This is a genomic window from Nocardia amikacinitolerans, from assembly GCF_900215415.1.
Classification (GTDB): domain Bacteria; phylum Actinomycetota; class Actinomycetes; order Mycobacteriales; family Mycobacteriaceae; genus Nocardia; species Nocardia amikacinitolerans.
The window spans coordinates 697,078-709,376 of sequence record NZ_OBEG01000003.1 but is presented as its reverse complement, the minus strand read 5'-3'; the positions used below and the strand labels follow the sequence as shown (position 1 = coordinate 709,376).

The window sequence follows — 12,299 nt, the reverse complement described above, 5'->3', positions numbered from 1 at the left end:
CATCACGGCAATCACCGGCAGCATTCTGATGGCCCCGCGCATGCCGTAGCCAACTTTCGGACAACGCATACACCTCCGCGGCCGACGAGCCCTCGATACGAAGCAAGCACATCGATACCCTTGCCAAACCAGCGTGAATTACCGTCCGGTACTGCGCGATTCATGATCTGGGCCGTGGCAGACTGTCGTCCGCAACACAACTGGATGGAGCACAATGAAGTACATCGTCACCCTCGCCTCCGCCGCGATCGCCGCTTTCGGCTTCGCCCTCGCAACCCCGCAGGAGGCGATCGCCGAACCCTCCAACTGCCACGACTCCTACATCCCCTGCCTGCCCATCGTCAGCGACGTGGACTGCGAGGGCGGCAGTGGCAACGGTCCCGTCTACACCGGCCGCGTCCAGGTCATCGGCCCGGACGAGTACGGGCTCGATCGCGACGGCAACGGCATCGGCTGCGAGTGAACGAAGGGGTGCCTGCTTCGGTGCAGGCACCCCCCGCATTTTCGACGGCGATCTTCCCGCACACCGACGGAATCAAGTTGTCGGCCCCGGCGGATATGGTGCGGGCACCCTGTTTGGACGGCCGGGCGGTCACCAGCGGGCAAATGCTGGAAGTTACTGGATTTCACTGGAAGATATGGATACGCTCGCGCCATGACCGACGCCGCCGAGAAGCTGGAGGCGCGCATCGGCGAGTTGCGTGCCGAGGTGCGGCGCGCGGTGACCGCCGGGGATCGCGCGACCGCCCGCCAACTCCGAGCCGAGTTGCGGCGAACCGAGGATGCTTGGGATTCAGCCGTTCTCGGAGCCGAGGCACCGCGAGCGGAGGAGGTGCCCGAGGAAAAGACGGAAGCGGTCGGGATGCCGATCCGCGAGCACGTCCACCGCTCGCTCACCCTGCTCGGAGTTCCCGCGTCGCCGAAACTTGTTCTGGCGGTCCATGAATCGTTCTTCTCCGGCGCCGTCGCTCCCGGCCGGTTGACCAGTCTGCGCCGCGACGAAGAGCGTTCGTTCCGCGCTTCGCCGTTCACCCGCCCGTACTACATCTGCGCGGCCCTCACCGCCGATCACCTCGCCCCGGCGCGCGGTTTGATGGCGGTGAGCACCTGGCCGTTGGCGCAGCGGATGATCGGTCCGCTCAGCCCTCGCGTGGATCTGCTCACCGCGACCATCCGGATCGCCGAACATATCGTCGCACAACACGATTGCGGTGCCAGTGCGCAGCGGATCTTGTGGAAGCTCGCGGTTACCGTTCCCGGCGTGCAGGGTTCGCCGGACACGATCGACCATGCCGCGGTGATCGACGCCGCCACCAGGGAACTCGAGGTCCACCGCGCGGAGGACGCGCGCCGCCGCGCCGAGGCCGCGCGACGCGCGAATCAGCAGCTCGACGAGGCCGCCCGGTTGTTCGGGGTCCGGCTCGGCGTGGCCAATAGAAGACGAAACGAGGTGGGATGAACACACTTTCGGCACGGCTGGACGAGCTGCGCGGTGCGGCGCCGGCGTGCCGCCACAATGCCCGCACCATCGCGGCGTTGACGGCGAACCCCGGTTGCGCGCGACGAGCGCTGCTGGACGCGGCGGCGGCCGACAAGGCGGCCATCGCCAGGGAACTGGGCTTTCCACCCCGATTCGGTCAGTCGCAGTTCGCGATCACACGCGGTAACGCGTTCGAGGCGATGGTGAAGGAGAACGGGTGCGCGGAGCTGCTGGCGTTGCTCCGTGAGAAGCTGAACCTCCCCATTCCCGAGGTCGCCTATCACGATCTGAATTCGGTCGGTGACAACGCGGGTAATGCCGTGCGCTACAAACGGACCCGTCAGCTGCTCGCGCACGCGATCAGCTCCGGCGACGGCACTCTGTTCGACCATCCGATGCTGCGGCTCGACATCGCGGGTGCCGCGGCCTATCTGGAGCCGGACGTGGTCGCCTTGCAGATCGGCGGTCGCTTCCACGTGGTGGAGATCAAGTCTTTCCCGGTGGTCGACGGACAGGCCGATCCGGTTCAGGTCGCCGCCGCGGCGCGTCAGTCCGCCGTCTACGTCATCGCGTTGCGCGAGCTCATGACCGAGATCGGCGAGTCGCCGGATCTGGTGTCCCACGATGTGATCCTGGTGTGCACCAGGGATTTCACCAACCGGCCTACGGCCGAGTTGGTGGATTTGCGCAAGCAGATCGCGGTCGTGTCGCGTCAGCTGTCACGGCTGACGGCGATCAGTGAGTTGGTCGAAACCCTCCCGGAGGGTGCTTCTTTCGCACCTGGTGAGCACTTGGCCAAGACGATCGCCGATATCCCGGCCCGCTACGCCCCCGAATGTATGTCGTCTTGCGAGCTGGCTTTCGCCTGCCGCGACGCCGCGCGGGCGAACGGCTCGGTGGACGCGCTCGGCCGCGGTGTCTGCGACGACCTCGGCGGCCTCGACGACATCGCCACCGTGCTCGCCGTCGCCGACGGTTCACGCGACCTCGGACCCGAGTTCGCCGACATCACCCGCATGCTGCGGGAAGCCGACCGGCTCCGGCTGGAGATCGCCAGCGCATGAGTGTCCTGACCGCCCTCGCTCGCTTGCACGCGGTACGCACCGGACGCGCCGAGCCGATCGCCGACGTGCGCCATATCCACCTCTCGGACAATCCGCTGGTCCTGGTACCGCTGAAGCTGGCAGGTGAAGCCGCCGCACCACTGGCGGTCATGGTGGGGTCCGATCCCGCCGCACCGGCACTGCTGACCGTGCCGCAGCCACGAGACCGGGTGCTGCGCCTGCGATTCCTCGCCCAACTCGCCGAGATCGTGCTCCCGCACCTCGCGGCATACGCCGAGAACACCGAGGAGGTGACCACCAAATCGGGCGAAACCTACGAGCGGTGCCTCGACGCACCTCAGCTGTGGGTGCCGAATCCGGGCGGGGTGGGGTTTCTGAAGCTGCTCGGCCGCTCGGTGCGCTTTCATCGAACCGAGGGCGACAACGCTGTTCCCGAGTCGATTCCGCTGCTCGGTCGGTGGCTCACTTGGTTCTGCGATCGCGCCGAGCATCCCGGCTCCAGCACGCTGGTTCCCCTCACGTCGGCATTGTCCGCCCACTGGGCCACCGGCCAATCCGCCCTCGAGGATGCCAATCTCGCCGCACTGCTCGGGTGGATCGCTCCACCGCCCGGCAGCACAGGTCCCGAGGCCGCCGCGCGCGCCGAAGACCCGCTGTCTGTGCCGCCCGCCGGACCCGCCACCGACCCTGGCTTCGACAACGAAGAGCTCGCCCCGCTCATCGCCGCATACGACACTGCCGAGGACAACGAAGCGAAATCAATTGCCACACGGCGCATCGAGCGCGCGCTGCACGCTCAGCTCGAACCGACCTGGCAGCTCATGTGGCAGGGCCTCGCGCTGCTGCGCGAACTCGAAGCCGGTGCGCGAGTCGCCCGGCGGTGGAACGAGGACGTCGGATCGTTCTCCTATTTCGCCGGATCGGTTCACGAAGGTGTGCCGCAGGCACGGCGGGATTCGGCGGTGTCGGCCGTGCGGAAGCTACTCGATCGCGAGCGGGCACTCGAAAAGTACGAGGCGGAAAGGGCTTTCGACGATCCTCGGATCATGCTCGAACATCGACTGGCCGGAACAGCTTTCGTGGGCACCGTTGTCGGTGTCGATCCGGACCGGGTAGTGATGAGTGAGAAGAACCGTCCCTTGCTGCGACCGATTCTGCAGGTGCGCACCGCGGATCCGATCGTTGTGGCCGAGGGCGATGAGTTCTGCAACGTCGGCAATCCCACCCAGACGGGAAAGGTATTGCCGGTGGAGGGCGATCACGACTACATCGTGCTGGAGCTCTCCGGCGGGATGGGCACCGGGAAGGTCGCCCGTCCAGGGTCTGTCCCCGAACTCGGCAGCACCGTGTGCTTCGCCGGATTCAAGATCGGTAATGGCGGACCTCCCGCGAAACTTCCCGCCCGCGAAGACACTCCGTGGACACACGGCGGTCCGCCGCCGGAGTGGACGCCGGAGTCCGAACCCATCGAGGATCTGTGATGCGAACAGCGGATGCGGCCGTCGACGGCATCCTCACCGACCTCGCCGACACCTCGCACCGTGCCGTCGTGGTCGATTCGCCGCCCGGCGCGGGCAAGTCCACGTTGGTGGTGCGTGCGGCGCGACAGCTCGCCGCTTCCGGCGGTCAGCACATCGTCGTCGCCCAGACCAACGAACAGGTCGACGATCTCATCGACCGCCTCGCCACCGCCGATCCCGCGCTGCGCATCGGAAGGCTCTCCCGCACCGGGTATCTCAAGCCGGAACGCATCGATCGACCCAACGTGACCGTCGGCCAGAAAATCGCGGAACTCACCGACAGCACCATTCTCATCGGCACCGCCGCCAAATGGGCGACGATCGACGACGGACGCTGGCCGCACGCGATCGTCGACGAGGCGTATCAGATGCGGTCGGATATGTTGCTGCGCATCGCGAATCGCTTCGACCACGGGCTGTTCGTCGGCGACCCCGGTCAGCTCGATCCGTTCGCCACCGTCGAGGTGGATCGGTGGGCAGGTCTGGGCTGGGATCCCACGATGAGCGCGGTCAGCGTAATGCTCGCGAACAACGATGACATTCCCGTGCACAGCCTGCCCGTGTCCTGGCGGCTGTCCGCATCTGCGGCGCCCGTGGTCTCCAAAGCGTTCTATCCCTTCAACGAGTTTCGCGCGGGAACCGGAATCCACGACCGCCGAATGGAGTTCGCGGCAGCCGGTCTGCGCAGCCCGATCGATGACGTGCTCGATGAAGCGGCCGAACACGGTTGGGGCTGGTACGAACTGCCCGCCCGACACACCCTGCGCACCGACAGCGAAGCCGTCCGCGCGATCGCCGAGATCACCTGCCGACTGCTCGAACGCGGAGCGACCGCCCATTCCGAGCAAGGCTCTCGCCCGGTGACGGCCGAACGAGTCGCCGTCGGCACCGCCCATCGCGACCAGGCCGATGCCGTACGCACCGCGCTGCGCGGCACCCCGGCCGAGACGGTCACCGTCGACACCGCCAACCGCCTGCAAGGACGCGAATACGATGTGACCGTGGTCCTGCACCCACTGTCCGGCCGCAGGGACGCCAGTGCTTTTCACCTCGAAGCGGGACGTCTCTGCGTCCTAGCCTCGCGTCACCGCCACGCCTGCATCCTCGTCGGCCGCGCCGGAATCCCCGAACTCCTCGACGCCCATCCGTCCGCCGAACCCGTGCACTTGGGCGTACCGGTGAAATTCCCCGACGGTTGGGAGGCCAATCAGGCCATCCTCAACCACCTGTCTCATCACCGCGTCGCGGCGAACGTCTGACACCCCTTCTCAGCGAGGACACATGACCACCGATCTCCGGACCGCCATCGGCGAGTTCGATCGTTCCAGTGCTGCCCTGTGGGTCGCCGCCGCTGCCGACCAACGCAAGCTTGTCCTCGAGACGTTCCCGTTGGCCGATTGGCCGACGCTGCCCGTGGAGCGGTATGCCCTCGGACTCGGATCGGCCGATTCCGATGCCGTGACCTATTGCCGCCTCTTGGAGTTCGGTACGCGGGAACTCGGCAGCATCAGCGGCGGCAGTGCCCGGAAACATATGCTCTACCGGCACAATTCGGGCGAGTGGAAACTCGCACCCGCGCTGCTGGGTCTCTCCGTCGAGCAAGCGTGGGAACGTCTGCGCGGCCAATTCGTCGCCGCGTTCGACGCCGCGGAGCGGGCGGCGTTCGCCGAACTCGATGAACTCGAAGTACTTCTGTCCGGACAGGCGCTGGTCACGAAATCGCTCGCCACCTACTTCCCCGAGCATTTCCTGCCGATCTTCTCCTCAGCCCATCTGCGCGCGTTCATCTCCGAGCTCGGCGGCACGCCCGAGAAGAATGTCCCGGCCTGGCGAGCCAACCGTCAGCTGCGCGATCTCGTCATGCGAGACCACGAGCTGTCCCTCTGGAATCCGCACGAAGTCATGAAGTTTCTGTACGACAACTACGACCCGCGCGGACGCACTCGCGCCATCTGGAAGATCGCACCCGGCGAGGGAGCGAAGTTCTGGAAGGACTGTCTCGCAGGCGGATTCATTTGCGTCGAATGGGACGAGGTGGGAGATCTCACCCAGTACACAAGCGACGCTGAACTCAAGGAAGTTCTCAACGCGACCTATCCGGAGCGCCCCGGCGGCAATGGCGACAAGGCTCGCAAGCTGATCGCTTACCGCGACCTTCAGGCTGGCGATCGCATTGTCGCCAATCAAGGCATGCGGCGCGTGCTGGCGATCGGCACGGTGACCGACGGCTACCGGTTCGACGACAGTCGAGCGGAGGCGAAGCATCTCGTTTCGGTCGCGTGGGACACCGACTACGCGCAGGAACTGCCCAAACCCAGAGGCGCGTGGCGGCCCACCTTCGCGAAGGTATCCGAGAACCTTCTCGCTCAGCTCACGGCCCACGAGGGCAGCAACGGCGAGGTCCGTACTGATACCCCTTTGCCGGAGGAGGTCTCGCAGGCGCTCGCTGTCCTCGACCACAAGCGCCAGCTGATTCTGCACGGACCTCCCGGCACCGGCAAGACGCGCCTCGCACTGAATATCGCACTCGCCGCGCATGGAAACCACGCGGTGACGGATGGTCCGCGCCGCAATGAATCGGTCGTCGAACTGCTCGATACCGGCGTCGTCCGCCTCGTCACATTCCACCCGTCCTACGGCTACGAGGATTTCGTCGAGGGCTTCAAACCTGACCATGACGCAACGGGCCAGGGGCTGCGACTCGTCTTGGCGGACGGCGTGTTCCACACGCTCTGCACCGCGGCCGCCGCCGAGCCGGACACGACGTTCCTACTGATCATCGACGAGATCAATCGTGGTGACCTGCCGCGCATCTTCGGAGAGCTGGTGACGCTGCTGGAGTCCGACAAGCGCGGCATCCCGCTCACTCTGCCGATCAGCAAGCGCAGATTCGCGGTCCCGCCCAATATCCGGATCATCGGCACGATGAACACCGCCGATCGCAGCGTCAGCCACCTCGATGCCGCGATCCGGCGCCGATTCGCGTTCCTGTCCGTCGAACCCGACCCCGAGGCAGTGTCGGGACAGGTCGGCCCGTTGGAGCTGTCGTCCTTCCTCTCGTCATTGAACGAACGGATCGATCGCACGCTCGACGTCGATCATCGCATCGGCCACGCGTACCTCTTGCGCAATGACGAGCCGGTCGCCACCGAGGACGAACTCTGGTCGGCCTTCTACCACGACATCGTCCCGCTGCTCGTGGACTACTGCGTCGGGCGCGCCGATCTGCTCCGGCAGATCCTGGGTGAGATGGTCGACCAGGCCACCGGCCGACCCGCCCAGGTCTCGGTGGCCGATCTTCCGGCGGCGCTCGCCGCTGAGTTCACCGCGGGCGCCCACGACTGCGATGAGTGACAAGCCACGGCTGGAAGTCGCCGAATACGAATCGGTTCCGCTGCCTCACGACCAGCTGACCGATGATGATCTGCGTCGGCTGAAGCTGCTGAGCGACCGTCGGCGCGGCACTCTCGTAGAAACGCGCACCGGATGGCGATTCCGCCCGGAAGCGACCGCGGGGGTACTGACTCTCGACCGAATCCGCCTGGCGATCCTCCCAAAAACGGCATTCACGGGCCGATCCCTGATCCAATGGCTCTGCTATGCCCTCGGGACACCCGTGCCGCACGAGACCACAACCCGCGCTTGGACCGTGGAACGGGATGGTTTCGCGGACGTGGTCGCCGGCGCACTGCTCGCCGAATGCCGCACGCTCCTTCGCGACGGTCTGCGCCGCGACTACGTTCGCACCGAGCACGTCGGGCCGGTGCTGCGCGGCCGACTCGACGCCGCGACGCAGGCGACCAAACGATTCGGGATGCTCGACCGACTTCATATGCGCACGTTCGACCGTGAAGTCGACATCTGGGAGAACCAGCTGTGTGGTCACGCTCTGCGCGCCGCGGCCAGGGCAGTGACCAATTCTCACCTCGCCCGTGAGATCGGCGCGGTGGCCAAAGAGTTCCCGGTCACCGGTTCACCATCGGGTGCTCTGCGTGCGGTGGATCGGAGCCGCTACACGCACCTGAACCGTCGTTATCGCGCTGCCCATGTGTGGTCGGAATTGCTGCTGCGTGGCGGTGGCGTTACCGACCTGCTCACCGACATCGGCTACGACGCCGACAGCCTGCTGCTGGACCTGCCGGGCCTCTGGGAGGCGGTGGTGCGTCGCCTGGCCCGCGAATCCGCGCCCGCCCGAGCGATTATCGTTCCGTCGTCAGGTCGCAACGGCATCACCGTCTACGGCGATCTGTCGACCCGGCCTCCGTTCCGGCCCGACGTTCTCGTCCGCATGGGTGGCCCAGGGGGCAACCTAGTGCCCATCGACGCGAAATATAAGACGTACCAAGCCGATCCGGTGTCTCCGGCCGATGTTCATCAACTGCTGACCTATATCGCCGGTCATTCACCGCTCACAGCGCCAGTGGCCGCCATCGTCTACCCGAATCCACACCGCCACTCACACCGTGTTCTACGAGTCAGCGGTCCCGGCCGCAACCTCGGGGCGATCCACGTTCTCGGTGTGCACGCGTCCGCCGATCCCGCCGAGGCCACAGCGTGGCTGAGATCCACGCTGTGGCGGCACGTGGTCGAGGGAGAGCTCATTCACTGACGACGCTTCGAGCACAGGGTTGGACAGCGATATGTCTGTACTCCGGTCAGCGGATCTCGAATTCGTCTTTGTACAGCCGGTTCGGCGGCGCTGAAGCATCTTCCGTGACCGTGACTCGGTAATCGCAGTCGCGCAGCGACTTCGGACGGTACTTTCCCTCGAAGGTGATCATCACCGAGCCGCCCACGCCGTTGCGCCCCCGCGTCTGGTTCGCTTCGCGGCCGACGTTGAAAACCTGGTCGATATCACGTCCGTCGTTGCCGACCGCGATAGCTCCATCGTGGAAGAACTGCACGAACGTGCCGTTGTCCACACCGACCGTCGCGGCGATCGTCCGGGGGCGGAATGCATCGAGCGGAATTTCCAGGTCACATGGGTGTTGCCGGTTCGTCGGCCCCGGCGTCGACAACGCGCGGCCCACACCGATGAATACGGTCTCGCCGAGGGCGTTGTGGCGGTCGCGTCCTTCGACGGTCCACAGGTGCGTGGTCGACCAGACCTTCACCCGACCGTCATCGAAAATCGAGACTCGATCGCCGAGCCCGTTCCCGACGAGGTACTTGGCATTGTTCGCCGTCAATCCTGCTCCGTCCGAAGGGTCCCACCACGCAGCACGTCACCACCGAAGATAGCCGCAGCGCCTCACGTCTGGGGCGAATGCTCGCGCAAAGCCTCTTCCACCGTGTCCGCGTCGACCGGCTCGCTCTGCCCCCACACCTCCCGCGCCAACCGCAACTTCCCGACCATGCTCGCCACCAACGCCGCTTCCCTCTCCACGCCCGCGCTCCCCTGCGTGATCACCTTGCTGTACCGAACCGCGTCGACGATGACGGACTTCACCCGCTCGTGCTCGAGATAGATCCGCAGATCACGCGACCACTCGCCGCTGGCGGCCTCGGGTTCGGCGGCGGTCCACGCGGTGAGAAACGACTCCTGCTCCTCCGGAAGGTAACCCATCTTGTGGAGGTGGGTCGCCACGTCGTACAGCGGGCGACCCTGAAACACGCATCCCTTCAACGGGCGGAAGGAGCCGGTGCGGTCGAGGCGGGACGCCGGAGTCTCCCCAGGCAGTGCGGTCGATGTGATGGAACCGAGCGCGGAGTTGGTGCGTCCAACCTGAGCATGAGGAATGACAGGGACAACGCGGGTGAGGATATTCCCGCTGGTGGCGGGCAGCGGCGGGAGGGGCAGCGGAAGGGGAGGCAGGTGGGGTGTCGGGTCAAGAGAGGAGGAGGGGGCGGGGGGCTTCCTCGGTTCCGAGGGGGACGGCGATGAGGTCGGTGCGGGGTTGTGCGGGTGTGACGAGTTTGTCGTGGGAGGAGGTGGCAACCCATTTCGACCCGCGTGACGGTGGTGTTCTTCCGGATGTCCATGTTCCGGGCACGTCTGTGGAGGATTGGCAAGCGTTGTTCGATCTGGTTCGGGAGAGTGGGTGGGGGTGTGAATATCGGGAAGGGTTCGCGCGCTTGCCGTTTCCTTCGGCCGCCGAGGTGTTCTCGCGTTCCGCCGAGGGTGAGTGCGTAGAGGTGTACGTCAGGCCGGTACCGGATATGTTGGCGATTTTTCGTGCGTATTCGGCGGAGGAGATCGACTTCGATGTCGATCTGAGGGAACTTCAGGGGCAGGATCGGCTGGATATCCTGTGCGGCTTCCTGAGTGCGGTCGGGCGGCGGCTGGGCAAGCCGGTGATCATGACGGCGGAAGGGTTTCGCGAGTGTCCGATTCTCGGGTTCGATCCCGCCGTCGACCGCGTGGTGCTGTTGGCCGCGGAAGGTTGAGAGGCACTCGTCGGCGAATGTCGGATTGTTTCCGGCGCGGTCGACTTCGCGCAGGGTTCAGAGTCGCTCCACCAGGCAGCGCAGTGCCAGACCGCGTTCAACGCCAACGCGTCGCCGTCAGCAGTCCGGCGGAAACGGCAAACACAAAGGCGGCAAAGGCATCGCGCCCGTCTGCTCGGCGACTTGCGCGGGCGGCGGGACGACTTCCGACTGCGGCACGGGCTGCGGTGATTCGACCGCGTTTCCGGTCCGCGCGGAGCAGGTGGAGGCCATGAGCCAGACCGCGCAGAGAGTCGCGGCGATGACGGCGCAGGCGGCCAGTTGCTGGAAACGATGCCCGTCGAGCGCTATCGAACCCCTGAGAGACTCGAAGGTTCGCGAAGGAGAAATCGTCCGTCCGAGGACCATCGCGCTCGGCCGCGTTTCCGGAGTGGGTGTCGAGACGCGGCGCAACGGTTTCGGCTCGATTTCGGGCGTGTCCCAGGTCCGGCTGGGGAGGGATGGGGCGGCGGCACGCGGAAGTGCAGGGTTTTCGGTTTCCGGCAGTATCCAGGACGACCAACGGTCGGTGAACTGCGGTTCCGCAGGGCTTTCCGGCGGCGTGGGAGCGGGAACGTCGACGCTCACCGGGTTGGGGGCGTCCTCGACCAGGACCACGGTCGCCGACGACGATGGCATCTCGGCCCCGTCGGAGCGCGACGTCCGTGGGGTATCCCGGTCCACCGCGGGGTGTGTCGCGTAAGGGAGATCGGGCGAGTCTTCGGCGAATTCGTCTCCCGCCGACTCCACATCCTCCGGTTCGATCGGGGGCACGTCCTCCGGTTCGATCAAGGGCGCGTGTCCGGTGCCGCCGCCGGACCTGCGTGGCGGCCGGAGCGGTTCGACATCGGGATCGGGCTCGATCCAAGGCGTTTGCTGTTCCCTCGGCCGCCGATCCGATACGGCATCGGCGAGTTGCTTTCGCTCACAAGGAAAGCCTTCGGCCACAAGGTCTTCCACTAGCACCCACTCACCGACATTCAGCTCTGTCAGCAAAGCGTGAACATCCTCGGCGGTCCACACGAACCGCCTGCCCGCGGTGCGGTGAAACCAGGCGCGCAGTTCACTCGGTGTGGAGCCGAGCACGACACCGCATCCCTGCCGCGATTCGACGTCCAAGACCACGGTGGATTCCCGCGGCGGCACGACGACGATCAAGCCGTCGACCAACGCTTCGGGATGGCGAAGGTCTACCACCGCCTTCAGGCTCGCTACGTTGTTCGTAACGCGGTCGAACGGGCTCGTGTCGCGAGCGCGGATCGGATCTCCGTCGAACCCCGGCAGTCGCCAGCGGCCGTCGGCCTCGACGGTGAGCGTTCCGGAACTCGCCTCGGGAACCATGTCCACGGTCTCCAGGACCACCACCGCGCGGGGCGTGATCACCACCAGGTCCGCTTCCAGCGCTCCCTCGTCTCGATCACCGAGGGGGCAGCCCGAGATGGCCAGTCCCACAATGACGTACTGACCCGTCCATGTCCGGATCCACTCGAGCACCCGATGCTCGGCTCCCGGTATCGCCGTTCGTTCGTCGATGACCAACATCGGCGGCCACCTCCATCGCGTCCCAGACCAATCGACGGTTAAACGTTATTCGTCGCCGCGCCCGACTGCGAATCGAAAGGCACTGCAAGAACAGGGGATTGGCGACACGAGGGCCGACAAGGTCGGCATGTCGGCGAGACACGCCCGTCGCACGTTCCGAAGTCCGCCCACTTCCGACGAGGCCGGTCCGATCCTGCCGACTGAAACGAATACCTTCCCGGGTTCGACAGACCCGACGACCTGTTCGGCAACATCCAGTCCGAGGAG

Annotated in this window: 11 protein-coding genes; 8 read left to right on the top strand and 3 right to left on the bottom strand. The window is 66.0% G+C overall.

Annotated elements, in window-relative coordinates:
- Positions 1-214 precede the first annotated feature (214 nt).
- From CRP45_RS17580 to CRP45_RS17550, 7 genes are all read left to right on the top strand, one after another.
- Complete coding sequence (locus tag CRP45_RS17580) at positions 215-463, top strand: hypothetical protein (RefSeq protein WP_097245962.1); 249 nt, start codon at positions 215-217, stop codon at positions 461-463.
- Between the two features lie 192 nt (positions 464-655).
- Positions 656-1,459 carry a hypothetical protein gene (locus CRP45_RS17575; RefSeq protein ID WP_097245961.1) on the top strand — a complete coding sequence of 268 codons (804 nt, stop codon included), beginning with the start codon at positions 656-658 and terminating at the stop codon, positions 1,457-1,459.
- Complete coding sequence (locus CRP45_RS17570; RefSeq protein ID WP_097245960.1) at positions 1,456-2,544, top strand: hypothetical protein; 1,089 nt, start codon at positions 1,456-1,458, stop codon at positions 2,542-2,544. The genes CRP45_RS17575 and CRP45_RS17570 overlap by 4 nt, the downstream gene beginning before the upstream one ends.
- Positions 2,541-4,025 (top strand): hypothetical protein, encoded by a 1,485-nt coding sequence (locus tag CRP45_RS17565; RefSeq protein ID WP_097245959.1) that lies wholly within the window; start codon positions 2,541-2,543, stop codon positions 4,023-4,025. Before CRP45_RS17570 ends, CRP45_RS17565 begins: the two co-directional genes overlap by 4 nt.
- Positions 4,025-5,323: an AAA domain-containing protein gene (locus CRP45_RS17560; protein ID WP_097245958.1), complete on the top strand. Its 1,299-nt coding sequence runs from the start codon at positions 4,025-4,027 to the stop codon at positions 5,321-5,323. The genes CRP45_RS17565 and CRP45_RS17560 overlap by 1 nt, the downstream gene beginning before the upstream one ends.
- Before the next feature lie 22 nt (positions 5,324-5,345).
- Positions 5,346-7,418, top strand: coding sequence for an McrB family protein (locus CRP45_RS17555; protein ID WP_097245957.1), 2,073 nt, complete (start codon positions 5,346-5,348; stop codon positions 7,416-7,418).
- The gene (locus CRP45_RS17550) at positions 7,411-8,673 is read left to right on the top strand and encodes an McrC family protein (protein WP_097245956.1); all 1,263 of its coding nucleotides are present in this window, start codon (positions 7,411-7,413) and stop codon (positions 8,671-8,673) included. The genes CRP45_RS17555 and CRP45_RS17550 overlap by 8 nt, the downstream gene beginning before the upstream one ends.
- A 46-nt stretch (positions 8,674-8,719) precedes the next feature.
- On the opposite strand, the gene CRP45_RS17545 is transcribed toward CRP45_RS17550, so the two are convergent.
- Positions 8,720-9,178, bottom strand: coding sequence for a hypothetical protein (locus CRP45_RS17545; RefSeq protein ID WP_143861476.1), 459 nt, complete (start codon positions 9,176-9,178; stop codon positions 8,720-8,722).
- A 137-nt stretch (positions 9,179-9,315) separates the two neighbouring features.
- Positions 9,316-9,678 (bottom strand): hypothetical protein, encoded by a 363-nt coding sequence (locus tag CRP45_RS17540; RefSeq protein WP_097245954.1) that lies wholly within the window; start codon positions 9,676-9,678, stop codon positions 9,316-9,318.
- Between the two features lie 317 nt (positions 9,679-9,995).
- On the opposite strand from CRP45_RS17540, the gene CRP45_RS17535 reads away from it, so the two are divergent.
- A complete protein-coding gene (locus tag CRP45_RS17535) occupies positions 9,996-10,451 on the top strand; it encodes a hypothetical protein (RefSeq protein WP_245910185.1) in 456 nt (151 codons plus the stop codon).
- A 117-nt stretch (positions 10,452-10,568) separates the two neighbouring features.
- On the opposite strand, the gene CRP45_RS17530 is transcribed toward CRP45_RS17535, so the two are convergent.
- Positions 10,569-12,032, bottom strand: coding sequence for a nuclease-related domain-containing protein (locus CRP45_RS17530; RefSeq protein ID WP_097245952.1), 1,464 nt, complete (start codon positions 12,030-12,032; stop codon positions 10,569-10,571).
- Between the last annotated feature and the right edge of the window lie 267 nt (positions 12,033-12,299).

Coding starts and splice junctions, on each gene's coding strand:
- CRP45_RS17565 (WP_097245959.1), top strand. CDS start 2,541: ATGAGTGTCCTGACCGCCCTCGCTCGCTTGCACGCGGTACGCACCGGA.
- CRP45_RS17570 (WP_097245960.1), top strand. CDS start 1,456: ATGAACACACTTTCGGCACGGCTGGACGAGCTGCGCGGTGCGGCGCCG.
- CRP45_RS17560 (WP_097245958.1), top strand. CDS start 4,025: ATGCGAACAGCGGATGCGGCCGTCGACGGCATCCTCACCGACCTCGCC.
- CRP45_RS17555 (WP_097245957.1), top strand. CDS start 5,346: ATGACCACCGATCTCCGGACCGCCATCGGCGAGTTCGATCGTTCCAGT.
- CRP45_RS17550 (WP_097245956.1), top strand. CDS start 7,411: ATGAGTGACAAGCCACGGCTGGAAGTCGCCGAATACGAATCGGTTCCG.
- CRP45_RS17530 (WP_097245952.1), bottom strand. CDS start 12,032: ATGTTGGTCATCGACGAACGAACGGCGATACCGGGAGCCGAGCATCGG.
- CRP45_RS17575 (WP_097245961.1), top strand. CDS start 656: ATGACCGACGCCGCCGAGAAGCTGGAGGCGCGCATCGGCGAGTTGCGT.
- CRP45_RS17580 (WP_097245962.1), top strand. CDS start 215: ATGAAGTACATCGTCACCCTCGCCTCCGCCGCGATCGCCGCTTTCGGC.